Raw genomic sequence first — 24,938 nt, forward strand, 5'->3', positions numbered from 1 at the left:
AGCAATAAGCGTCGCTCAGGGTTTATCATATTGCGCGGCTTTTCTGTCGATCGCGTCGTAACTCTCCACCAGTTTCAATTCCTCTGAGGTAAACAGGCTGTTGCGCAACTGTGTGAGTCCGGCGACGGTTTCCGCATCAGTTCGCGCCGCCGCCTGGATATCCTGCTTGCGGCGTTGATAGTCATCCAGACGGGCGCGCCACTCATCTTCCCTCTGATAATAAGCAATAATCTTTTCCGCCTTGTCATCGCTAAACTGTCCTCGCAGAGCTTGTCGCACACTGTCGGCGTCATATCCTTCCCGGTACATGCGTCGCGCTTCCCGCGTCAGGTTCTCCCGCTGCGTGGCCTGCCGATGGGCGTCGCGCATCTGCGCCGGCAGTTTTTGTTGCAGGGCCTCCACTTGGCTGACCTTCTCGCTGTCGCTCAACAGCGCATCCGCCTTCACTTGCATCACCGCCAGCGCATAACCGGAATAGGCTTCATCCAGACCAAAAAATGCGTCGACCACATCGGGGGCGAATATTTGCCGACGCAGCGATTTCAGCTGCTCGAATGTGTTCGCCATCACCGATGCATAGTATTCATAGTTCTGACTCTCCGCAGGCGCCAGCGGAGCGGCCATCAATTCGCCTATACGTTCCTGATAGGAGATGTAGTCGTTCAGCAGGCCCATCGCCTGTTCCGCAGCCGGCCCCGGCAACCGCTCATAAATACGTCGCCGAATTTCCGCAACCACTTCTTCCGGCGTACGCTCGCCGACAGCAAGGAAGAAGTAATCAAAAAAGTCCTTCACCTGTATGTCCATGATCAAAAGACCATTCTCATCCACCCGTAAATCACCGTCGATATCCGTTCCAGCCAGGGCGCGGGCGAAGTTGGCGCCATTCCATGCCGGCGGCGTCGTTGGCGCATCGGATTGAGAAAGCCTGGGAGGCTGCGGCTCATTAACTGCATCAGCTCCCATTGATTGAGAGCCCTCGGGATTGGCTGCCGCAGCGATAGGAGATTCGGTTACGTCAGGTTGTAAGAGCAATAACGTTGCTGTAGCGAGCGCTGCGACGCACAAGGCGAGGGAGAGTTTTTTCATGGCGAGGTTCCTTTTTATTTTTATAACATCCTGGTTTTTTATAACGTACTGGTGCGATTGATTTTTTTTGGGGGGCAAATCGCAGCGCGCGCTCACCGCATGCCATAGTGAGGGCGCACTGCTCAAACTACTGGTTAGAGCCCGATATTTTTCAGGCGATTGGCCTGCACGCGGTACAACGACACCGGGTTATGCCAGATGGAGCCCACGCCCATCACGTGATTAATCACGTCGATATGGTTGGCGTCGTAGTCACCGAGGTATTCGCCCAGTTTTTGCGAACAGACGGAGACCATACCGTCGCTGGGCTGCCCGCCGAACGCCAATGAGGTGGTGAAGAGAAACGGGTCCAGCAGATCCAGAATGTTGGTCATCACGCTTCTTCCCGCCCAGGAATACAGGCGGATCTCATTGCCGCGATAAGTCACAACGGTATCGCGATCCTCCACACACTCTCCAGACGCGGTCCCATAAGGGTGACGACTGTTGAGGTCTGCAGTGCCGACTGAGGTCAGTGAATCCAGCGCCGCAATGGAGTCTTGCTGATGCTCATCTCCCGCAATCCAGGCGATCAGAGCGCCGAATGCGTTCGCCACCGCAGCGACGCCGCCTTCTATCGAACTGTCCGCTGGAATGACGCCGCGAATCATATCCGCCACCCGCGAGCCATTGTTGACGCCATCCACGGAAGTCAGCGAGGCGATGTGCCCCTGCCCTTCCCCATTGGCGTGCGCGTCAAAGGTGATGGCGGCGCGTGTGGTGGGCGAGCCCTGACTGTGGGCGAAAACGTTGTACTTCACCGCATCGCCATAGACGCCGCTATTGATATCGTCCGCCAGAGACAAACCGCGCTGTTCGCTATCGTTGAACGGCGATACGCTGGCGATCACCACATCGGCGCCGCTACGGCACAGATTCATGGGCACGGTGTGAAAATAGCCCAACAATCCGCCGACGGTATCGAAACCAGTAATGCCATGCACCATCAAGAAAGGATGTTGAGTATCGGTATAACCATCTGAAGAACCCGCCCAGGCGCTGCATCCATCAGCGTGTGAGAGGGAGGAGAGTGAAGCTGCCACGACCAAACATACAGCGTGCGTTATTTTTTCCATTACGCTACCTTCTGCTTTCGTTAATGTTTATTTTTGTACTTCTCAACAGCGTTTTCAGGTTAATAAAGCGACAAACGAAAAAGAATCACCTGTATGGGTGACTCTTTCTGACAACACACGAAAAAGAAATATTCCCGGTCTCGGGATCAGAGAAAAGCATCCCTGCTGGATGCAGCGACAGGACGAGGAAGCCGGAAAGACTATTGCGCCGCCGGCTGCGGCGGATAGCGCTCGAAGATAGCGCGCACCTCTTCTTCCAGGTTTTTGATTTTTTCTTCAGGGGTCTGGTCGTAACTCAGACGTCTGGATGACGAGCCCTGCCATACGACGCGATTTGTATTGGGTTCTATCATTTCCACTGTGAGCACGCCCATTTGGTAGTCATGGACCACCACATCCCGGTCGTGTGAAAAAAATGGCCGCCAGAATCCGAATCCCGGCTCCTGTCGATACTCCTGCCGGTTATCAATGCGATATAAAACTCGCACCAGCACATCCGCCGGTTCAGCTTGAGACAGGCCTTCGCCTTGCAACGCCTGCTCCACAGTCTGACGCATGCGCTGTTCGCGCAGTCCCACCACGCCCTGAGCGTCGCGATTCTGCGTCGCCCAGCGATAGGTATGGATGCTGGAGAAGTCGATCTCCTCGGCGTAATCGCCACGCACTTGATAACCGGCGCAGCCGCCCAACAGCAGTAGCGCGCACAGCGTCGCCGCCCGACTCAGCCAATTCAGTTGTCCGCACAGATTCATTGAGGTCTCCTCACCTGCATTCCGCTACCAGCGTCAGTCTGACGCCCAATCTACCACTCATGCCTTCAGGCGTCTTTCGGTGGAAAATTCTGTAGCATTTCTCCCACCAGCTTGCGGATTTCCGCTTCCTTCGCTGCCGGCGTATCGTTCTCGCTCAGAGGACGAGCGGCCTCCGCGCTCCAGATAACATTGGCGTTCTGCGGATCGATCATCTCCAGCACCAATTTGCCTCGCATCACCTCTTCCGCCGGCGGCCGGGTTCCCAGACTGATGCCGACGCCGGTGCGCCCGCTCGCGATGCCGTATCCAAAGCCATAGCTGATCCCATCGCGGCGAATTTCCTTTTCTTCTTTAATACGCCAAGTGCTCCAGACATCCGCCTTGGCCTTGTCGACCATTTGAAAGCCTTTGTTCTGCATGAACAGGCGTATGGCGTTTTCAACCCGGGCGTCGCTCAGCGTGGTCGCGCCGCCGTTGACGCTGGGCGGCGTCAGGGCATAAGTTTTTAGAGAGGAAAAGTCTCTGCCGGGCTGATAGTCATATCGCGCCGTCTTCGTGGCGCAGCCGGACAGGTTGGCGGTTAAGGTCAACGTAATCAGAATGGCGGACACCCCGCCAAGCATTCGCTTGTGAAACATAAAGCGCTCCCCATGACGCGCCCGTTAGAGGAACGCAACCAGCGCTGCCTCCAACGGAATTTGCAACTTACTTCTACAATATTGCCCGGCCTGGGCATTTTCCATGAACAATTGGTAATACGCTCCCATGGTGCGCCAGTTCAATACGATGCGCGCTCAAAGATCCGTTGGGTCGATGACGAGGCTTTCCTGCAAGTACTGCAATAACACGCGATAACTAAAGGGTTTGGTGATGAAGTAATCGAATCCCGCTTGTTCGATGATCTCCAGATCGTTTTTCATAGCGTGAGCGGACATGCCAATGATCAACATGGCCCGCCTGTTTGCTTGTTTCCTCTGTTGCGATTCCGCTTCTCTGATGCGGCCGGCGGCGACGATACCGCTGACGCCAGGGAGTTTGATGTCCATGAGTATCGCCCGGGGCGATAATTCGGACGCCAGCCGCACGCCGTCTTCGCCGTTATCCGTAGCCTGACAGCGGTAGCCTGCATTATTCAGGACATCCAGCAACAAACGTCTGGAGGCCGGGTCATCTTCAACAATCAGCACATCCGTCGTTTGGGTCATCGCCATCTCCACAACTGTTTCCGCACGCCCTTCGCCTGATCGTCGCTGAAACGTCTTGTTATTAACATGGCAATGATATTGGCATGTTAATCATCAGGCGCATGGACGCGCCTGCGCGGCGTTAAGCCGCGGGAGACAGGGCCTGACATGTGCAGGCCCTGTCGTTGCAGACAAATAGAAGGAAGCTATTTGTCTGCCTGATTAATAACCTGTCGCCAAAAAGCGTTCGATTTTTTCCAGCAGTCGGGGGAAATTCACCGGCTTGGTTTCGTAGTCATCGCATCCAGCCGCCAGCGCTTTGTCGCGATCCTCAGCCAGCGCATGGGCCGTCAGCGCGATAATCGGAGCGTCGCACCCTCCGCTCTCCTTAATTCTTCGGGTCGCCTCATAGCCATCAATAACGGGCAAGCTCAAATCCATGAGAATCAAGGCAGGGCGGCATTCCTGCGCCATGGTGACCGCCTCGCCGCCATCGCAGGCGAGCGCGATTTCGTATCCTTTCCGGCGCAGTCGACGCGTAAGCATGTCCGCATTCATATCGTTATCTTCGACAATCAGCAGCAACGTCATGACTCTCTCCCCTAACTTACCGGCATCCTTTCCTCCAGCACTTCCTTGATGCGGCTCAGCAGCGCACTCTTGTCATACATACCTTTGCGCAGCACCGCCTGGGTGTGCTGTCGCAACAGGCTGCGCTCGACCTGGGTCAAATCTCTGGCGGAAATTACAATGACCGGAGTATCCGCGGTTTTCTCATTGCGGCGAATTTGTTCAAGAAATTCGAAGCCGTTCATTTCCGGCATAATCAAATCCAGCAAAATCATAGAAATATCCGGGTTCTGACTCAGCATTTCCAAGCCTTCCCGGCCGTCCTCCGCCATGATCAGATTCCACCCGGTTCCATGCATGTAGGCGCGCACCAGCTCCAGACTGTGTACATCGTCATCCACATACAGCACTTTCATCCCGGTATCTTTTTTCTGATACCGTTGCAGGATGGACAACAGACGCGCGCCGTTGATCGGTTTCACCAGAAAATCGGACGCACCCAGTGCATATCCCTTCTGTGCGTTGGACTCGATGGTATGCATCACCACAGGAATATGCGCTGTCGCAGCATCGGACTTCAGCATCTGCAGCACCTGCCAGCCATCCTGTCCCGGCATGAATATATCCAGCACAATAACGTCAAACTCTTCCTGTTTCGCCAAAGTCAGACCCTCCGCGCCCGAGTGCGCCGAGCGAACCATGAAACCATGCTTGTTCAGTTGATGTTTCAGGATGTCATGCACGGTGGGATCATCGTCGATCAGCAACAGTCTGGCGCCAGTTATCGCATTAGGCGCAGGCGTCGATATGTCTGACGCTACCGTCTCCCCGCCCTCAATACGTTCTTCCGGACCGTTGATTTCGGCCGTGGTGGGCAGGCGTATACAGAACTCTGAGCCTTCGCCTTCGGTACTGGAGACGCTGATTTCACCTCCCAGCATCGTGGCGTAGGAACGACTGATCGCCAAGCCGAGTCCCGTGCCGCCGTAACGCCGCGTGGTGGAAGGGTCCGCCTGACTGAAAGGACGGAACAGCTCTTTGATCGCGCTGGCGCTGATGCCGATCCCCGTGTCGCGCACTTTGCACAGCATCCAATCCTCCCCTTCAGCGGACTCCCGTTCGCATATCAGCTCCACGACGCCGTCCTGGGTGAACTTGACCGCATTGCTCAACAGGTTAAACAGGATCTGCCGGACCTTGACCAGGTCGCTGTGCACCACGCCCACTTCGCCAGCGCCGCGCACAACCAGCTTATTACGTCGTTCCTCCGCCAGCAGCCGTAATGCGCCAGCCACTTCATCCACCAGATCCTCCATGCTGAACGCCTCGATACTGATCTGCATCTTGCCGGCTTCAATCTTGGAGATATCCAGGATGTCGTTGATCAGACTCAGCAGGTGTTTACCGGCGGAGCGCACCTTACCGATATCATCGAGAATTTCCTCTCTCTCATAGTCGTCCTCCTCCACGACTTCCTGCAGCATTTCGCTGTAGCCGATAATGGCGTTGAGCGGCGTGCGCAGTTCATGGCTCATGTTGGCGAGGAAGCGGCTTTTCGCCTTGTTGGCTTCCTCCGCCCGATTGCGCGTGGCGATCAGGTCTTTCTCCACCACTTTGCGTTCCTGAATCTCCCACTCCAGTTCCCGGTTCAGCGAGACAATAGTTTCCTGCCGCGCCAACTCCGACAACATGACATTGAGACTGTCCACCAGATGCCCGATTTCATCTTCATTGCGCTTGCTGGCGCGAGCGTTGAAGTCCTTATGCATGGAAACCTGCATCGCCCACTCCGACAGCGACGCCAACGGCTGCGTAATATGGGACTTGAGCCAATAAGACACCAGCAACGTCAGAGCCAGCATGCCGCCAATCAGCACCAGGAACAAACTCAACAGCTTCTGTTTGAATCTATCCCACTCTTGCAGATTCGATTTCAGCACCAGATATCCGACGGTTTCCTCATTCACCTTCACAGGCGTCGAGGTGACGTAAAACTCCTGTCGCAGCCACACGCCATCCTTACCCACCATTGACGCCAAACCAACCGCAGCGCCGTGTTGCGGATATTCAGCGAAGGCCTTGGCGTCCCCATTTTGATACAACGCCGCCGCCTCCACGGATGCATTTTCTTTCAGCGCCGACAATACCTTGCCCGCGGAGTTCGCATCGTTGAAAGTCAGCGCGGCGCCGCTGTTCTCCGCCAGCACCTTGCTGAGCATTTGCAGATCCTGACGCATCTTCTGATGAAAATAGAGATTCGCCATCACCGTCAGGGTGATAGCGCAAATCAGCAACAGCAACAGTGCGAAACCGAGAACGCCTATCTGCATCTTGGCGCGAATGCTAACCCGCCGCCACCAGCTCAACTCCGTCGCTTGCGCATTTTGCATGTTATTCCACTCCCAATTGCACCAACTGCGCCGCTACCTTAAATTTGGTTTCCGTGACTAACGACGCGTTGACTCTGAAGCGAATGCTGTCATCTTTCTGATACAGCTCGATCAATCCGCCATAGGCGATAAACGGGGAATATTCACTAATGGTCAGCACCTCACGCACATCCACCAGCTTCAGGATGCGCTCCGTTTCCCTTTCTTCCGACGAAGACAGAAACAATACATTGCAGCCATATATCGGTAGATTGGGTCGATATCGTCCCAGGTTGCTGACGACGACTGTCCCTTGCGGCGCTTTGGCCCCGTTTATTTCGTCCAGAGCGTCGCCAAAGCGATTTACGCCAACGATGCAGACTTTGATCTGCCCCTCGTGAGCCAGGGACTCCTGCGGGAAACTCACAAACTGCATAAAGTTATAGAGATAAGACGCTTTGATCTGATACTCCACATCCACCGCCCACACCACGACGGAGAGAGACAACATCATCGCCGCCAGCATGCCGCTCGCCCATTTCCAGCTCATCTGTCGAGTCAGCATCCGCTAAAACTCCCAGCCCAGATAGAAGGCGGCGTCGGATTCCACTTCGCCATTCAGACCCACTGACTCTGGATGCGGATCTCCCAAATGACGCAGAACCCATTGCGCGCGCAGGTCTTCCGTTGGCTTCCACACCACACTGAGGTCAGCCACAAGAAAGCTGGGGATATTGGAATCCTGAATGCGATCTACATAACGCAGGTATGCGTTCAAACTCCAGGAAGGTGATATATCCCAATAAGAAATCAATTGGGCCATGTCTCTGGGTGAAGTGTCTTCGAGACTCTCCGCACTGATAAACGACTCGCTGGAAGGGTCCAGTTCCATATCCATTTCCATATGACTGGCATTAAAGCGTAACCGCCAGACAGGATTAGGTTTGTAATCTAATGAAACTTCAACGCCTCGGACATCGCCGGTCATTTCATTGTGGATGCCGCTGGGCCCTATCGTTCTCAAATCATCGTACTCGCCGTAGTAGGTGGACAGATCCAGCGTCCACTTATCCCAGGATTTACGGCCCCCTACCTCATAAAATTTAGCCCGCTCCGGCAGCAGAGTCTGCGCCCCTTCCAGTGTCGGCGCGTATAGGTCGTGCTCCAATCGCGTCGGCACCCGCACTGCTCTGGACCAGGACGCCCAGACAATAGCGTCCGTGAAGTCATAAGCAGCTCTTACACTGGGTTGCCACTCTTCTCCGGAGTAATCGTTCACTTCGTACTTAGTACCCACGATGAAACGGAAATTTTCGCCGAAGGGCTTTATTTCATCCTGAATAAACAGGTTCTTGACCTCGTCATTGCGCTTTTCCGGTCGCAAACCGGATATCTCAGTAGGCGACAAAACTTCATCATGAGCCACTCGATAACCCAATCCCGCCACTACATCATTAATCCCGAATTGGTTGCGAAACTGATATTCCAGATTCCAGATATTGCGCCTATCGTCCAGCCCCGTGGTTTCCAACACAGTGTTATCAAAGTAAAACAGCAACTGTTGGCTACGTCGTTCAGAGAAAGTGTGGCTCCAATTAAACATCAGATTGCCGCCGTGGAATTCTTCCGTCGCGCCAGCCTCACCCCGATAGTAATCTCCCTGTAGCGTGTACGTATCCTGGCGATTGCGCCCCAGGTCCACTCTAAATCCTGTTTGCAGATGTTCACTGTCGTCTTCCGTTCCCAGGCCGCCGCTATTGTCGCGATAGACCCCTTTGCCATAGATCCGCGCAAAGCCTTCTTCGCCTATCTTCCAACCGTAACGCTGTTGATACAGACCACGCTCTTCCAACCCGACGCCGGCGGTCACCGCCCCTCCCTGCGTCTCAGCGGCATTACGCGTGATAATGTTGATGACGCCGTTGACCGCATTGGCTCCCCATAAAGTGCCGCCGGGTCCGCGCACCACTTCGATGCGATCCACATCCTCCAGCATGACGTCCTTTTCCTCCCACAACACGCCGGAATACAGCATGCTATAAATGCTGCGTCCGTCGATCAGCACCAGCATCTTGTTAGCGTTGGTGGTGGCGGAACTGAATCCACGGGCGCTCACGCTCCACTTGCCTCCCTCGAAACGATTCACTTCAAGCCCGGGAACATAGCGCAGCGCTTCCGCAATATGGGTGACGCCCATACGTCGGATATCGTCCCGGGTAACGACGTAAACCGCCGCCGGGGCTCTGGCGAGTAGCTCCTGTTTGCGAGACAGCGTAGAGATTTTCAGCCCCATGAGCTGCTCCAGACTGGCGCCTTTAATGTCGAGCACCAGGTCATCTCTTGACGCAGATACCGTGGTGGAAAATAGCGCCATCAGCCAACATGCAGCTATTTTCGCGAGATCGGACGGTCGTTGTTTCATATCCTCGAAACTCCCTTGAACCGTTAAACTCAGTATAGAAACAAGCTGGGAATTAACAAAAAAACACATATCGTCCGCAATGCCGCCGCCAACCGAAACAGCCCCTTCCCCTCAGCATTAGAAACGATTCCCCTATTACAAAAAGTCCTGATTTGAGACGTTAAATTTGCTGCAATTCTTGACTAGACTTTAAACATCAAGCGATGGAAAAGAACTTATGCTCCAGCTCGAGGGAAGCAGGCTGTTAATAGTCGATGACGAACAGCGCAACACCAGACTGCTGGCGGATATCTTTCGCGCTGAAGGTTGTGACGTTCATGAACTGAACAACAGCTGCAACGCCCTGAAAACTGTCGCCAGTTATGAGCCGGACCTGATCATTCTGGATGTAATGATGCCGGGTAAAAACGGTTTCGAGTTGACGCGGGAAATAAAGTCTCATGAAGCCTGGAAACACATCCCCATTATTTTACTGACCGCATTGGCGGATAGAGACTCCTGCGTATCGGGATTGGAAGCCGGTGCGGAGGACTATGTCAGCAAGCCGTTTAACCGCCGCGAACTCTGCGCCCGGGTCAATAACCTGTTGAAGCTGAAAAAACTGCACGATTTCCAGAATCAGAATATCCGCCTGCTGGAGCAGTACGATCCGGTTACCGGCCTGCCGCGCAAAGAAATCTTGTTGGAGATCGCCAACACCTTGTTTAAAAAGAAAAAGGGCAGCTCTTTTTGCGTCTGCGTGTGTGAAATCGACCTGGATCAAACGCTGATTGGTCTCCTCAGCAGCCAGGATCGGGATATGTCCGAAAAACAGATCAGTCGGACGGTGGTCGAACGCATGTCCGCCATTTTTCCTCCCGGCATTCTGATGGGCTGTCTCGGACCTGGAAAATTCGGCGTTGTGCTGGAAGCTTCGGAAAACGAAGCCGCCTCCCAGTTGCGTTTGTTGCAGCATCGGTTGCAACAACCCTTTTTGATTCACTCCCAGGAATTCCACCTTAAATTCTCCATCGGCTATATGCCGCCCGACCAGCCGACGCAGGAATGGCGCGTCCTTTTCAATAAAGCGGAAATGGCGCTACTGGAAGCCAAAAAAGAAGGCGGCAATCTGCTGAAAAAGTTCATTCCGGAAATGGATGCGGAGAACTACGAGCGCTGGTGGCTGTCCCAGGCGCTGTTTCAGGCTCTGCGCGAGCAGCAATTCGAAGTGTATTTTCAGCCCTTGGTGGACATCCACAAAGAGACTTTGGTTGGCTTCGAAGCCCTGTTGCGCTGGCAACATCCGGACAAGGGCTTTATCAGTCCTGCGCGCTTTATTCCATTGGCGGAGGAAAACGGCCACATCTACGATCTGAGCCTGTGGATGATCGAACAGGTCTGTCAGCAGATCGTCGCCTGGCGCAGTATCGGTCCGAGGGTGCGCATGGCGATTAATATTTCACCGGCGCAACTATACAGAGACGACTTCACCGAGGACTTTGTCGATATTTTCAGCCGCTACCATCTGACTCCGAATGACTTCGAACTGGAACTGACCGAAAGCAGCCTGATGGACCCCAAAGGCGGTGGACAACTGCAAGCGCTGTGGCGGCAAGGGTTCGATATCGCCATCGACGATTTCGGCACGGGGTACAGCAATCTGGAATATCTGAAGAAATACCCGTTCAACCGCCTCAAAATCGACCGCTCCTTCATCAGCAATATCTGTGAGTCCAGCGACGATATCGCTATCGTCAAAGCTATTCTGGCGATCGCCGAGCACATGGGTTTCAAGGTCATCGCGGAAGGCATCGAAACCGTTCAACAACTGGAAAAACTAAGGGAACTGGGGTGCCACGAAGCCCAGGGTTTTTACTTCAGCAAACCGGTCCCCGCAACCATCGCGGCGGACATGCTGCGCTATGGCCTGAAACCCTCACAGTCCTGATTCGCCTACGCCTGCTTATTATCTTCTCTCGACTGCTCCTCAAGACGCGTCAACGCCCGCTTTAAATTTGCTCTGGCGTTGGGCTCCCGCTCACTGCGGAACCTTTCCGTATGATAAATGAAGGCGTCGTTCAGAAAGCCTTGCAGCACCCGACGGCGTCCAGCGCTGTATTGCGGCCAGGGGATGTCTTGGTATTCCTGCCTGATCCAGGCTTCATATTGGTCATACAAAGCGGGAGCGGCGCCCAGTATCGCCAGATCAATATCCACCAGCCACGCGGCGTCATGAGAGTCCGGTTGCGATGGATGGCGGGTGTGAAGAATCAAGTCCCGCACCTGCGCAGCCATCTCCGGCGTCTCTTCCAGTTGACCCAATTCAGCAACCGCGCGTCGGGCGCTGTCCGCTTCGTTATCCGCATTTCCTATCTGATAGACAACATCGTGATACCAAAGCGCCAACTCCACCGCACGCGGGTCTTCCAGATCGCCAACGACCTGATCGAAGCGCCTCAGGCAGGCCTGAATATGGTCCAAGGTATGGTAATGACGATGAGACTCAGTATAGGCCTGGCGCAATCCGTCAAAGCAGCTTTCAACGGTTTCTGGGGCCGCATAGGGAAATAATTGTCGCCAACGGGTAAACAAGTCGTTTTCAGGCATTCAGTGCGTCCTTATTATTAACATGGCAATGATATCGGCATGTTGATCATCAGGCGCATGGACGCGCCTGCGCGGCGACAAGCCGCGGGAGACAGGGCCTGCATGTGCAGGCCCTGTCGTTGCAGACAAATAGAAGGAAGCTAATTGTCTGCCTGATTAATAGAACAGAGGCTCGACATCAAGTGACGTCGCCGTGTCGAGGCATCATACCTTCAGACACACTAAATCATACCTTCGGACACACCAACTAAAAACCTGATCGCGGCGTCAATAACAACGATCGCCGTTCGAATTGTTCAAACATTGAACTTTTTACCTAAACCATTGTTGTACCCCCACAGTTTCATTGCCTGACGACGGCTTTCGGAGTATGTTTCCCGGTTACACGTGGAGTACTTTTGTTGTCATTCGGTCCCTCTCAATGGACAGGGTCGGATTAAGAAACGGACGGCGTAGACATGGCAACCTCAATATCAGACAGTCGGCTTCCCATCGAAGCCCAATTAGCCTTTATTCAAGACAATCCTCTGATGGATCTGCTGGACAGTTTTTGCGAAGGCAGCATCATCGTCGATCAGAAAGCCCGAATTCGCTGGCTCAGCGACAAATATCGCCTTCTGCTGGAACTGCCGGAAGACGCTGCAAAATACGTCGGCCGCCCGGTAGAAGAAGCCATTCCCAACAGTATGATGCGCCAAGTAGTGGAAAGCGGCCGCCCTATTCTTCTCGATCTCATGCGCATTCGCGGCACCTGGATGGTGGTGACCCGTATGCCGATCCGGGACGACCAGGATCAAGTCATTGGCGGCATTGGTTTCGTGTTTTACAAACAGCTGGACTACATGAAACCCCTGGTGGAAAAGTTCGGTCGCCTGCGCGGCGTGCCCACCACCGCGGAAAAGCAGTTGGCGGACATGCGACAGGCGAAATACTCCTTCGCGGATTTCATCGGGCAAAGCCCGGTCATTCGTGAACTGATCCGTCGCGCGCGGCAGGCGGCGGAGCTGGACACCACCGTGTTGCTGCTGGGCGAAACCGGCACTGGCAAAGAAGTGCTGGCCCACGCTATCCATCACGCATCGGTGCGCGCGGAACGACCGTTCGTCGGCGTTAACATGGCGGCGATACCGGAAAGTCTGTTGGAAGCGGAGTTTTTCGGCGCAGCGCCAGGCGCCTACACTGGCGCGGACCGCAAGGGACGCATTGGTAAAATCCAGCTGGCGGACGGCGGCACGCTGTTTTTGGACGAAGTGGGCGATTTGTCGTTGAGCCTGCAGACCAAGTTATTGCGGGTGCTGCAGGAGCAAGAGTTCGAAGCCCTGGGCTCCAATCGCATCATTCGCGTCAACGTACGCATCATCGCCGCCACCAGCCGCAATCTGAAGCAAATGGTGGAGACCGGCGAATTCCGTTCCGACTTGTACTATCGCTTAAACGTTTTGCCCATCGAGGTGCCCCCACTAAGAGATAGAGAAGGCGACATCGAACTACTGGTTGGCAACATGCTGCGACAGTTCTGCGACGCCTCCGCATTACCTCTGCGCAAGCCCAACGCGGAGGCGATGCGGTTATTGCACACCTATCACTGGCCCGGCAACGTGCGGGAGCTTCACAATACATTGGAGCGCGCCTTTATTTTCGCCGAAGGAACCGAGTTGACCGTCGCAGACTTCGCCCACCTGCAGGGCGCCGGAGATAAAGAAAAACGCCGCGAGGCCGTCAAGCCGCTATCGGAGGCTATGGCGGAGGCGGAGCGCAACTTTCTTAAGCAGGCGATGTCCGCCTGCAATGGCAACCGCTCCGCCAGTGCGAAGGCGTTGGGGATATCCCGCGCCACCTTTTACGAAAAACTGCAAAAACATGAGTTGATATAAGGCGTCGCCAGACGCCTTTTTCGGGCCTTTACAGGCAGATAGATGTAGAAAAACAGTACAAAGAACATATTTAATCAGCCTGCACAGATAAACTTGTACTAATAATTTTATAACTAACCTCCCCGCCGTTTTTGTCCGACTCTTCATACATTGTCTGAAAATACGGACAACTCCACAGCCTCACTAACGCCAGCGATTACAAGCTCCCAGGGATGCAGGACAGACCGTCTGTCCGGGCTTCCGTACACTCGCCGGAGAAGATGTGATATTTAATGCGTATCTATATGAAATTTAAGGAGTTTAAAAGCTGGTCCAATATATGTATTCTGCCTTCCGATAGTAGTCGGCAATAAAAAGAAATTTAGGGAAATACTATGCATTTACATGGAACCTCATCCTTCTCTTCGCGCGCGCTCGCCAAAGTCCTCATCGTCGCCACACTGACTTGCGCAGCGGCGGCGCAGGCGTCCGACAAAGTACGCTGGAAAATGCAGGCGGCGTACGGCAGTAACCTTCCCGCTCTGGGCGACACGATTCCTGGCGTCATGGAGTCGCTGAATAAAGCTTCCGGCGGCCGCATCATGATCAAGCACTACGAGCCCAACAAACTGGCGCCCACACTGGACATCACCGAAGCCGTCAAAAGCGGGAAAATCGAAGCTGGCTACACTTGGCTGGGATACGACCAGGGCCGTATCGCGTCCTCCGTATTATTCTCCTCCGTTCCATTCGGCATGGAGCCCTGGGAATATATCGCCTGGTGGTATGAAGGCGAAGGCCGCCAGATGGCGGAAGATGTTTATCACCGCGACAACATCCATCCCGTTCTGTGCGGCCTGACCGGGCCGGAAACCGCAGGCTGGTTCAAAAAAGAGATCAATGACCTTGAAGACATCAAAGGCCTGAAAGTCCGCTTCGCCGGCATCGGCGGCCAGATTATGCAGGATCTCGGCGCCTCCGTAACGGTATTGCCCGGCGGTGAAATATTCCAGGCGCTTGAAAAAGGCGCCATTGATGCGACGGAATTCTCCCTTCCCGCCGTCGACCAGAAACTGGGCTTCAACAAAGTGGCCAAATACAACTACTTCCCTGGCTGGCATCAGCCGCATTCCGCGTTCCATTTAGTCGTTAACAAGCAGGAGTGGGACGCCGTCTCCGACAGCGACAAAGAAATGATCAATATGGCGTGCCAGGCTGGCGTCACGCGCGATCTGGCGCGCAGTGAAGCCATTCAAGGTCGCGCCATGGAACAACTGGAGGCTGAGGGCGCCGCCGCGCGCAGATTGCCGGAGAACATCCTGCGCAGTCTGCAGGAAGTGACCAAAAAAGTACTCGATGCAGAAGCCGCCAAAGATGCGGACTTCAAAAAGGTTTACGAAAACCAGCTGGCCTTCGAAGCGCAGTACAAGCGGTGGAAGCAGCTGGGATATTTGCCGCGCGATTTCTAGGCGGTTAGCCGGAAAGTTGCGCAGCCTTGTCTGATTTCCTTGAGGTAAGCAGTACCCATAGCGTTCTAGGGTGTCGCTACGACACTTTGTGGGGGCCCGGCCCCCACCTTTTTCGGCTGGTGGCCATCCCGTTCCGCCAAAGGGACGCCCGTTTTATAGCCCGCAGTAAGAATAATAAGCAGGAGTATCCTTATGCAGGCGCATCCTATCAAGGCTGAAAGCGCCAACACCGACGCACTGAGCGGCGCATTACCGTCTCAGAACGAACGATTGCGCCATGAGCGCGGCCTCGACCTATCCTCACAAGATCTCTCACCCTCTTCTTCTGAACGTAACGACGTTTTCTCCAACTTGAGCGCCGATGCTAGTCCGCCGCCGCCATCGCCAGAGCTTCCGCACACACGACTGTCCAGATTACTGGACACATTGGTGCGCCGCATTGGCGAAGCCAGCGCCTGGATCTGGCCGGTCCTGATGCTGGTGATCATGACCAATGTGGTGATGCGCTACTTTTTCGGCGAAGGGCGCATTGAATTTGAAGAGTTGCAGTGGCATCTGTACGCCGTTGGATTCCTCACCGCCCTGTCCTACTGCTATCAGTCCGACGATCACGTGAGAGTGGATGTCATCCATGAGCGCCTTTCTCTGCGATCCCGGAGCTGGATTGAGTTTCTCGGCATTCTGTTGTTGCTGATCCCGTTTCTTACCCTGCTGACCTATTACGCCTTCCCCTTCGTCTATGGCGCCTGGCTCAGCGGCGAACGCTCGTTGTCTCCCGGCGGACTGCCCTATCGATGGGCGATCAAGACGGCGCTGCCTGTTGGCTTGCTGCTTCTTTCCATCGCGACGGCGTCCCGATTCAGCCGCGTGTTCGTCTATCTATTTCTGAAGCCGAGGTAATGCGATGGAGCTGAATGAAGTCCTGGCCATCGCAATGTTCGCCACATTCATCATTCTTATTTTTTCCGGTTTTCCTGTCGCCTGGTTGCTGGGCGGCGTAGCGGTGGCATTCACTGGCGTCGCTCTGTTCGCAGACACCTATCTGGACGCGTTTGTCGGCGTCGATTGGGACTACACAGCGCTATCGGTGGACCGCATCTGGGGCATTATGAACAACTGGGTGCTGGTGGCGCTGCCCATGTTCGTCTTCATGGGACAAATGTTGGATCGTTCTGGCGTCGCCGAAAACCTGATGAACGACATTTCCAAGCTGTTCGGCCGCATGAACGGAGGCACCGCCGTCGCCGTCGTGATCATCGGACTGCTGCTGGCCGCATCCACCGGCATCATCGGCGCCTCGGTCGCTTTACTGACCTTGCTGGCGCTGCCGGTGATGCTGAAAAACCACTATCAGTCGGAGTTGGCGGTGGGCTCGGTGTGCGCCGTCGGCACCCTGGGAATCCTGATTCCTCCCAGCATCATGCTGGTAATGATGGCGGACCAATTGGCCATGTCCGTCGGCGATTTGTTTCTCGGCGCCGTCATGCCTGGCGTGCTTCTGGGTTCCGCCTACATCCTTTACATTGTCGCCCGCGCCAGCTTCGATCCCAGCATCGCACCCGCCGCCGCTGACGCAGAACCTCTCAGCGGCAAGGTCGCGTTAGCGGCATTACGTTCTATCATGGCCCCGGCATTACTGATTCTGGCGGTGCTGGGCTCTATATTCTTCGGTCTGGCGACGCCCACAGAGGCCTCCGGCGTCGGCGCTTTCGGAGCCACCTTCCTGGCCTGGCGCAATAAAAAGCTTAGTGTGAACATGCTGCGCGATGTCTGCCGCCAAACCAGCAAAACCACCGCGTTTATCTTCGCCATACTGATCGGAGCCACCGCGTTTTCATTGGTTTTGCGGGGACTGGGAGGCGATGAGTTAATTGAGAACGCCCTGACCGGCCTGCCGTTTGGCCCTAACGGCGTCATCATATGCATTCTCGCCTGCGCATTTCTGCTTGGTTTTTTCCTGGACTGGATCGAAATCACCTTGATCATCCTGCCGCTGGTGGCGCCAGTGGTGCAGCAACTTGGCTTCGACCTGGTGTGGTTCACCGTCATGTTCGCCGTCTGCCTGCAAACGTCTTTCTTGACGCCGCCGGTAGGCTTCGCCCTGTTCTATTGCAAAGGCGTCGCGCCGCCGGAAATCAAAGTCGGAACGCTCTACCGCGGTGTAACCCCCTTTATTTTCCTCCAGCTGGCCGCGCTGGTGCTCGTATTTGTGTGGCCGCAACTGGTCACCTGGCTACCCCAGCAAGCTTACGCCAATCCATGACTCCGAGGTTGTTATGCACCCGAAAGTAATTAGTGCCGAACAAGCTGCTTCCCTGATTGAAAACGGACGCACCGTCGCCACCGCAGGCTTCGTCGGCATCGGTTTTCCGGAAACTCTCGCCGTAGCGTTGGAAAAGCGATTTATGGAAACTCAGTCGCCTCGCGACCTGACCCTCGTCTATGCAGCGGGACAGGGGGACGGCAAAGAGCGGGGACTGAATCATCTCGGCCATGAAGGGTTAGTAAAACGGGTGGTCGGCGGACACTGGGGTCTGGTGCCGAAACTCGGCAAACTGGCCTGCGAAGGCAAAATCGAAGCCTACAACCTGCCCCAGGGCGTCATCACGCATTTATATCGCGATATCGCCGCCGGCAAGCCTGGCGTCGTCACCCATGTCGGGCTGCATACATTCGTCGATCCCCGTTATGACGGCGGACGCATCAACGACAGCACGCCTCCGGGACTGGTAGAACTGCTCAATGTGGCGGGCCAGGAATATCTTCTGTACAAAGCCTTTCCCATCCATGTGGCCCTGCTACGCGGCACCACCGCCGATCCCAAAGGCAACATCACCATGGAGAAAGAGGCGATGCCGCTGGAAAGTCTGGCCATCGCTCAGGCCACCCATAACAGCGGCGGTCTGGTCATTGTTCAGGTGGAAAGGCTGACCGCCCGTCACAGCCTGCACCCTTCCCGTGTACGCATCCCCGGCATATTGGTGGACAAGGTTGTGGTGGCGCCGCCCGAACACCATCAACAAACGTTTGCAGAGAGCTATAACCCTGCCTATAGCGGTGAGATCAATCTGCACTTATGCGATCACAAAGCGGCGCTGGATATTCGTAAATTGATTTGCCGCCGCGCGGTGATGGAGCTGCGCCCCGGCGCTATCGTCAATCTCGGTATCGGAATGCCCGAAACCATGGCGACCGTTGCGACGGAAGAAGGCCTGATGGATGAGGTCACACTGACCATCGAGCCTGGCGGCATCGGCGGATTTCCCGCCGGCGGCTTAAGCTTTGGCGCGGTTATGAACGCCGAGGCGATCATTGATCACCCCTCCCAGTTCGACTTCTACGATGGCGGCGGCCTGGATCAGGCGTTCCTGGGCATGGCGCAGATGGACAGTGAGGGCAACGTCAATGTCAGCCGCTTCAGCCAGCGCATGTCCGGCGCTGGCGGTTTTATCAATATCAGCCAGAACGCCAAGGAAGTGTACTTTCTCGGCACCTTCCTGGCGGGCGACTACGACATCCGCATCACCGGCAACGGCCTGGAGTTCGGCGTTGCTGACGCCACCATGAAACTGGTGAACAACGTCGAGCACCTCACCTTCAGTGGACGCTACGCCCTGGAGCGCGGACAAAAGGTCACCTACATCACAGAGCGGTGCGTTTTTCGTCTGCGACCGGACGGCCTGGAGCTGACGGAAATTGCGCCCGGAGTGCAGATTGATCGGGATATTCTCGCCCATATGGGGTTCCGCCCACGTATTTCCCCCAAGCTGAAAATCATGCCAATCGAACTGTTTCGCAGCGGTCTCATGCATCTAAAACTGCCTTTCACCGGCAGCGCCTCACCGCCGGAGGTCTCTCCCCTCCCCTTGTGCGACGCTGGCGATGAGTCAGTCGACGAAGCCATGGAACATCGTTATCACAGCGCTCTTAACATAGAGGCTTCGAGGGACTGATCAGACGGATATTGAGCCTTTGCGAAAGTCCGAGTGGTCCAGAATCGCATTGATCAATACAGGCCTGCCCTGACGCGCCAGCACTTTCGCCTCTTGTAACACAGGAGCGATATCGGCCGGCTTATCCAGCAGAAAGCCGACCCCGCCGTAGCCCTCAGCGACTTTATGATAGTCCGTGCGACGCAACATAACGCCCACATCGTCCTGCAAAATTTCCACCTGATCCCGGGCGATCTGGCTCCAGCAGGCGTCATTGCCGACCACGGCTATCACCCCCATGTTATGACGAACGAAGGTATCGAATTCCGCGAGGGAATAGGCGCAAGAGCCATCGCCGTATATCAGCCATAGCTCCGCCCCTTGCGTCGCCGCTGCGGCACCCAACACAAAGCCGCCGCCAACGCCAAGCGTCCCGAACACGCCGGGATCAAGCCAGCTCAACGGCGAGCGAGGACGCAGCGTGTAAGCGGCGGAGGCCACAAAGTCGCCGCCGTCGGCAATGATCAAGCTTCTCTCGTCCATCGTCGCGTCGATTTGCAATAGCAGATCCAGAGGATTAACACGCCCACCCACTGTCGACGCTTGCGCACGGATATCTTTTTCCCTCTGCCGATCCCTTTCCCGCAATGATTCCAGCCAATCAGCGTCCCATTGCATCGTCTCTCCACATGACTCCGCCAATTGCACAATAAAAGCAGCGGGATCTCCCCAGACCGGAATGGTTGGCAGACGATTTTTGAACAGATCCTCGCGCTGCGCATTCACTGACACCAGCGTCGCTTTGCGGGAAATATGAGAGCCATAATCGAGACGAAAATCGCAAGGCGCGCCGGCCAACAAAACCCAGTCCGCCTGGCGCAGCGCCTGCTTGCGGTGATGCTTCAGCTGCAGTGGGTGATCCGGGCCCAACAGGCCCCGCGCCATGCCAGAGAGATAAACCGGCGCGCCCAATACTTCAATCGCGGAGATGAGCTTGTCAGCCTGTTCAGGATGACGCAACGCCTGGCCGCCGATCACCACTACAGGACGCTTCGCCTTACGCAGAGACGGCGCCGCCACCGCCGCCAACGATTTATTCTTTACTGCATCAATCACATCCAGAGACACGTCCGTCGCAGTGTGGCGTATCGCCCGTAAGGTGTTGCGCTGCGGTGAATCCTGAGCCCCTTTGAACATCTGTTCCGCATGAAAGTCCAGATACCATTGCACCGCCTTCCCACTGAGACTGCCTTTGCCCTGCTCCCCGCCTTTCACGCCATACCATTCTCTTACCACCTGCTCCGGATAAAGCAGATCAATGGGGAGTTCAACGAATATGGGTCCGGGCACGCTAGCGCAAGCAACCCTGAACGCTTCCCTTAACGTCGGCGCAATGTCGCGGACCTTCTCCACCGCGAAGCACTGCTTGACCGTCGTTTCCAGCAACCCCGTCTGGTCGATATCCTGCAAGGAGCCGCGTCCGCGCAACACCGTGGCGCTGGCGCCGCCAAGCAGAATCAACGGGGATTGCGCCATCTGCGCATTTTTCAGCGCCGTGACTGCGTTGGTCACCCCTGGACCCGCGGTCACCGCCGCCACACCGGGTATTCCCGTCAAGCGCGCGTATGCGTCAGCGGCGAATACCGCACTCGCCTCATGCCTGGCGTCAATCACCTGCATTCCCGCTTTGCGGCAACCAGAAAGAATGGGCGAAATATGCCCGTCACACAGAGTGAATAACGCACCAACGCCTTGCTCCAACAAGACCTCAGCCACCAGATCGCCACCGTGTTTCATATGCAAGTCCATTCCCTGTTCCATATTTGATTATTGTTTCAGGAACCTTAAACCAAGCCGTCTCAGCAGGCCAACTCAAACTCACGGCGCTCCTCTCGTCCTTATGGCGGTAGTAAGGCGTGATAGGCTGATGTATCCTTAAGCCACACTTGAATTTATGAATGATTCGCCAAGCCACACTGGCCGACAACCTTTTTATTACAAGGGGTTTGGGCTAGTTGGGAGAATCGGATTTATAGCCGTCGACACACTTTTCATGACGGTTTTCAGTGTCGAACGTCGCTTGATTATTAAGTTTATTTTCAACACCAAAGGAAAGAGGCGCGACCATGGGTGCAGTCAACGAGTTATTTGAATCCGTAGCGGAAACCGCCGCCACGCCAATTATTGGAAAGCTGGTGGAAGTGGACGCTAAAGGTCGCGCATGGATTGACTTCCCCGGCAACAGCGAAGGCGCGCTTCTCGCCAAAACCACCATTACACTCCCCCCCAGCCAGGCCGTTCCAGGTCAACAACTGCTGATGTTATTCGAAGGCGGACGCAAAAAATCTCCGATCATTATCGGCGTCATTGGCGAAGCGCTGGTTCCCAATGAAAGTCAGACGGTCGTGCTGCCTGTTGGAAAGACAGATGGCGCCGTTATAGATGGTAAAAAGGTACGTTTCGACGCGCGCGATGAAATTCAATTGGTGTGCGGCAAAAGCAGCATCCTGTTGCGAGCTGACGGCAAGGTCGTCATCAAAGGCAAAGATATTCTGAACCGCGCCATGTCATCCAATAAAATCAAAGGCGCCAACGTCGCGATCAACTAAGAACGGTTGCGTCGAAGACGACGCTGGGCGAATATACACGAGATTTCAAGAGATTAAGGAATATAGCAATGGGCGTTACAGTCGGCGTAAATCATATGTCCGTGGTGCACAAGGACAGCGGTGGAGTGACCATCTGTTTCCCGGACGTCTGTAAAACACCCACGCCGGGGGGCCCTGTTCCGATCCCTTATCCCAACATCGCCATGTCCAGCAACTCGGCCAAGGGCGCCAAAAAAGTTAAATGCGACGGCAATCCCGTCTGTCTGAAAGACTCGAATTTCTCAACCAGTACTGGCGACGAAGGTGGAACGGCAGGAGGCGGCGTCGCTTCCGGCACGATCAAGAACAAAGCGGAGTTTGCGATGTACTCTTTCGACACCAAGTTCGAAGGGAAAAACGTACCGCGCGCCTTTGACATCATGCTTCACAACAAGATGAATACGCCGCCCTTCCCTGTGCTGCAAAAACCCATCATAGCGATGCCGATCACCGAAAAACCAAAGTGCATCATTTGTAAAAAAGAACTTTAATCTTCGGTCAGTGAATAACGATCAACAATGCCGCATCCGGAAATAACCAATAAAACCCCTTTTGTTGTTGAGCCCCTTTACCTGAATGATGAAGAGTTCGTCCCCGTCCTGACGCTGGTTGTGAAGGCGACTTATGACATCGTCGGCAACCAGCAGCTACGGCTGGCGGACGAACAGGCGCCGCTTTGTTTAGCTGGCGAATACTGGGGCGAACCTGGCGAGTCCAGCCTGAAATACGAGCCTGAATGCGTCTACTTTAAGCCTGCCGCCGATATTGTTCTGATCGGCCACGCCTACCCTGAACGGAAAAACGACGCCAGCGTTAAAGTTGGCATTCGCGTAGGCCCGGCCAGAAAAATCGTGCAAGTGTTCGGAGACCGGCAATGGACAATGGGCCCGTCCCACCCTATCGCCACCGCTCCGGCGCCCTTCGAAAAAATACCGCTGATCTATGAGCGCGCATTTGGCGGCAAAGATCCCCGTGGCGACGATGGCGAAAAAATCAGCCAAGAGTCTCGCAATCCCATGGGAGTGGGATATCGCGACCCGCTGGAAGATTTTGAAGAAGGCGTTCCTCTGCCGAACCTGGAGAATCCGGACGATTTGATTCGCGCTTACAACGACGCGCCCGCGCCAGTCGGATTCGGCTTCATCGAAGGTCATTGGGAACCGCGCATCAAGTACGCGGGCACCTATGACGACACCTGGGAGAAGACGCGCAAGCCCTTACTCCCTTTTGATTTCAGCAAGAAGTTTTACAACGCCGCATCGCCCGGACTGGTGCTGGACGGCTATTTGGCCGGCAACGAAGAAGTCACCATAGTGAATGCTTCCCCTCGTGGACGCCTGCAATTTTTCCTGCCCAACCTGCCAGCGCCGGAATGTCACGTGCAGCTTCAGGGCGGAGCTGGCGTTCTTAGAGACAAAGGCGAACTGGATACGCTCATCGTCAACACCGACGAGCATAAGGTCTTCCTGATTTGGCGTTGCGTCATACCGCTTGACGGCGGCTTTAACAGCGTAGCGGAAATAAACGCCCAGATCCCCGGCGTCGAAGTCATGAAACATGTGAAACTGGAGTCTTAAATACATGGGAGCAGGACCTCTTAACTTCGCTCCTGTAGACGAGTTTTGTCGTCAGCTATATTTGGAGCACCTGGAAGAAGCGTCTTTTCTATACAACAGCTATCTCGCATGGAGAAATGACCCGGAAATAACCTGGAGAGATCTTCAGGACCTGGAGGATAGACTAGATGCGCATATTTTCGCTCTTACTTCAGGAGGAGACGCGGCCAAGCAAACCTGTCTGAAGCATTTGTCAAAAGCCGACTCGGGCGAGATATACGCTATCGCCAGATTTTTTTGTCAGGCCCACGACGGGCAATGCATATCTCTGTTATGGGAAACGCTGCTGAAAGGTGTCGACGATGAGCTTGAGCAAGAGTCTGAAGAATATGACAAGATAACCGCCGCCGCGCGCGCACTGCGCCAGGACTACCCTCAAGAGTGGCGCATCAAGCTGGCGGCGATTTTGGAAACCACTCACCATAAGTTGTTTCCGATTATCGCGTCAGCCGTAGCGATCACCCGCAAAATGTCGGATAAAGGCGCTAAAAACCTTCTTGAGAACATGCCTTATCCCTTTCTTTCAAGCGCGCTTGAAAATGTAGCGGAGAACCATACGACAAGCCACGCCAAGCTGCTTTATCCGCTGTTGGAACATGAGTCCGCCGCAGTGCGGCAGTTAGCGGCGGTGGGAATGTTGCGACTCGGCGAAACCCACGTTCTCCCTCAGTTGCTAAACCAGCCGTTGGTGTTTGCGATCCCTATTGCTCTGGCCGGCATCAGGCAACAAATGCAGATTGTTCTGCAGGCCATCAATAAAAAAGAACTGAATATCGATCTGATTGCCGCATTAGGCATCAGCGGCGATCTCAGAGCCGTGAACTTTTTATTGCCCGCCCTGGCTGACGATGAATTGGCCTATCACGCCGCGCACGCATTGAACCTATTGGTCGGAGCCAATCTTTATGAAGAAGCCTTTCATGAAGAGCGTTTTTTTGAAGAAGATCTGTTTGATCATGAGATTGCGGACTTTAAGAACGGTAAATCTCCCCAGCATCCAGGCGGACGCCCCTATGGCGAGAACATAGAGCAGCTCTCTCGGGACCCGGCGAAATGGCGCCAATGGATGCTGGATAATGAGAGCCGATTTGATCCGGCTTTACGCTACCGTTATGGGGAACCTGCCTGCCCACAAACTATCGGCAGAAGTTTGGCCAGCCCGCGTACGCCCGACTTCCTGCGCCGCTGGATTCAGTATGAACTGTGCATCCGGTTCGGACTCGGCGCGCCGTTCTCGGTAGAGAACCCCGTCAAACAACAATATAGACAGTTATCCGGCATCGCCCAGTGGGTGCAAGAGCACGGATCAGCCCATACTCCAGGACAGTGGTAA

The 24,938-nt window shown here is 55.0% G+C and carries 21 protein-coding genes; 10 read left to right on the top strand and 11 right to left on the bottom strand.

What is annotated here, in order from left to right; genetic code table 11:
* Positions 1-15 precede the first annotated feature (15 nt).
* The 9 genes from EUZ85_RS21510 to EUZ85_RS21550 form a co-directional block, all read right to left on the bottom strand.
* The gene (locus tag EUZ85_RS21510; RefSeq protein WP_127971783.1) at positions 16-1,089 is read right to left on the bottom strand and encodes a lipase secretion chaperone; all 1,074 of its coding nucleotides are present in this window, start codon (positions 1,087-1,089) and stop codon (positions 16-18) included.
* A 134-nt stretch (positions 1,090-1,223) separates the two neighbouring features.
* Positions 1,224-2,204, bottom strand: a complete 981-nt coding sequence (locus tag EUZ85_RS21515) for a triacylglycerol lipase (RefSeq protein WP_127971785.1) — start codon at positions 2,202-2,204, stop codon at positions 1,224-1,226.
* A 200-nt stretch (positions 2,205-2,404) separates the two neighbouring features.
* Positions 2,405-2,956: a DUF4136 domain-containing protein gene (locus EUZ85_RS21520; protein ID WP_127971787.1), complete on the bottom strand. Its 552-nt coding sequence runs from the start codon at positions 2,954-2,956 to the stop codon at positions 2,405-2,407.
* A 65-nt stretch (positions 2,957-3,021) separates the two neighbouring features.
* Entirely contained in the window at positions 3,022-3,594 is a 573-nt protein-coding gene (locus EUZ85_RS21525) for a DUF4136 domain-containing protein (RefSeq protein ID WP_127971789.1), read from the bottom strand.
* Positions 3,595-3,750: 156 nt separating this feature from the next.
* Positions 3,751-4,161 (bottom strand): response regulator, encoded by a 411-nt coding sequence (locus EUZ85_RS21530; RefSeq protein ID WP_164887315.1) that lies wholly within the window; start codon positions 4,159-4,161, stop codon positions 3,751-3,753.
* A gap of 201 nt (positions 4,162-4,362) precedes the next feature.
* Positions 4,363-4,731, bottom strand: coding sequence for a response regulator (locus tag EUZ85_RS21535; RefSeq protein ID WP_127971793.1), 369 nt, complete (start codon positions 4,729-4,731; stop codon positions 4,363-4,365).
* Between the two features lie 11 nt (positions 4,732-4,742).
* Positions 4,743-7,100, bottom strand: a complete 2,358-nt coding sequence (locus EUZ85_RS21540; protein WP_127971795.1) for a response regulator — start codon at positions 7,098-7,100, stop codon at positions 4,743-4,745.
* A gap of 1 nt (position 7,101) precedes the next feature.
* Positions 7,102-7,644 (bottom strand): YfiR family protein, encoded by a 543-nt coding sequence (locus EUZ85_RS21545; RefSeq protein ID WP_127971797.1) that lies wholly within the window; start codon positions 7,642-7,644, stop codon positions 7,102-7,104.
* A 3-nt stretch (positions 7,645-7,647) separates the two neighbouring features.
* On the bottom strand, positions 7,648-9,501 hold the full coding sequence (locus EUZ85_RS21550) for a TonB-dependent siderophore receptor (protein ID WP_164887316.1): 1,854 nt from the start codon (positions 9,499-9,501) through the stop codon (positions 7,648-7,650).
* A gap of 217 nt (positions 9,502-9,718) precedes the next feature.
* Here EUZ85_RS21550 and EUZ85_RS21555 point away from each other — a divergent pair, with 217 nt between their 5' ends.
* Positions 9,719-11,428, top strand: a complete 1,710-nt coding sequence (locus EUZ85_RS21555; protein ID WP_127971801.1) for a bifunctional diguanylate cyclase/phosphodiesterase — start codon at positions 9,719-9,721, stop codon at positions 11,426-11,428.
* Positions 11,429-11,433: 5 nt separating this feature from the next.
* Here the strand turns inward: EUZ85_RS21555 and EUZ85_RS21560 are convergent, their stop codons facing one another.
* Positions 11,434-12,087, bottom strand: coding sequence for a hypothetical protein (locus EUZ85_RS21560; RefSeq protein ID WP_127971803.1), 654 nt, complete (start codon positions 12,085-12,087; stop codon positions 11,434-11,436).
* A 458-nt stretch (positions 12,088-12,545) separates the two neighbouring features.
* Here EUZ85_RS21560 and EUZ85_RS21565 point away from each other — a divergent pair, with 458 nt between their 5' ends.
* The 5 genes from EUZ85_RS21565 (at position 12,546) to EUZ85_RS21585 (ending at position 19,362) form a co-directional block, all read left to right on the top strand.
* Positions 12,546-13,961, top strand: coding sequence for a sigma-54-dependent Fis family transcriptional regulator (locus EUZ85_RS21565; protein ID WP_127971808.1), 1,416 nt, complete (start codon positions 12,546-12,548; stop codon positions 13,959-13,961).
* 374 nt (positions 13,962-14,335) lie between these two features.
* Positions 14,336-15,409 (top strand): TRAP transporter substrate-binding protein, encoded by a 1,074-nt coding sequence (locus tag EUZ85_RS21570; RefSeq protein ID WP_127971810.1) that lies wholly within the window; start codon positions 14,336-14,338, stop codon positions 15,407-15,409.
* Between the two features lie 192 nt (positions 15,410-15,601).
* Complete coding sequence (locus EUZ85_RS21575; protein WP_127971812.1) at positions 15,602-16,309, top strand: TRAP transporter small permease subunit; 708 nt, start codon at positions 15,602-15,604, stop codon at positions 16,307-16,309.
* A 4-nt stretch (positions 16,310-16,313) separates the two neighbouring features.
* Complete coding sequence (locus EUZ85_RS21580) at positions 16,314-17,672, top strand: TRAP transporter large permease subunit (protein WP_127971814.1); 1,359 nt, start codon at positions 16,314-16,316, stop codon at positions 17,670-17,672.
* A 13-nt stretch (positions 17,673-17,685) separates the two neighbouring features.
* A complete protein-coding gene (locus EUZ85_RS21585; protein WP_127971816.1) occupies positions 17,686-19,362 on the top strand; it encodes an acyl CoA:acetate/3-ketoacid CoA transferase in 1,677 nt (558 codons plus the stop codon).
* On the opposite strand, the gene EUZ85_RS21590 is transcribed toward EUZ85_RS21585, so the two are convergent.
* Positions 19,363-21,150 carry a thiamine pyrophosphate-binding protein gene (locus EUZ85_RS21590; protein WP_241566821.1) on the bottom strand — a complete coding sequence of 596 codons (1,788 nt, stop codon included), beginning with the start codon at positions 21,148-21,150 and terminating at the stop codon, positions 19,363-19,365. It lies immediately after the preceding gene.
* Positions 21,151-21,467: 317 nt separating this feature from the next.
* On the opposite strand from EUZ85_RS21590, the gene EUZ85_RS21595 reads away from it, so the two are divergent.
* The 4 genes from EUZ85_RS21595 (at position 21,468) to EUZ85_RS21610 (ending at position 24,938) form a co-directional block, all read left to right on the top strand.
* Entirely contained in the window at positions 21,468-21,950 is a 483-nt protein-coding gene (locus EUZ85_RS21595; protein WP_127971818.1) for a DUF6484 domain-containing protein, read from the top strand.
* Between the two features lie 95 nt (positions 21,951-22,045).
* Complete coding sequence (locus EUZ85_RS21600) at positions 22,046-22,480, top strand: DUF4150 domain-containing protein (RefSeq protein ID WP_241566822.1); 435 nt, start codon at positions 22,046-22,048, stop codon at positions 22,478-22,480.
* Between the two features lie 27 nt (positions 22,481-22,507).
* Positions 22,508-23,566 carry a DUF2169 domain-containing protein gene (locus tag EUZ85_RS21605; protein ID WP_127971822.1) on the top strand — a complete coding sequence of 353 codons (1,059 nt, stop codon included), beginning with the start codon at positions 22,508-22,510 and terminating at the stop codon, positions 23,564-23,566.
* 4 nt (positions 23,567-23,570) lie between these two features.
* The gene (locus tag EUZ85_RS21610) at positions 23,571-24,938 is read left to right on the top strand and encodes a hypothetical protein (protein ID WP_127971824.1); all 1,368 of its coding nucleotides are present in this window, start codon (positions 23,571-23,573) and stop codon (positions 24,936-24,938) included.

The organism is Hahella sp. KA22 (genome assembly GCF_004135205.1).
Lineage (GTDB): Bacteria > Pseudomonadota > Gammaproteobacteria > Pseudomonadales > Oleiphilaceae > Hahella.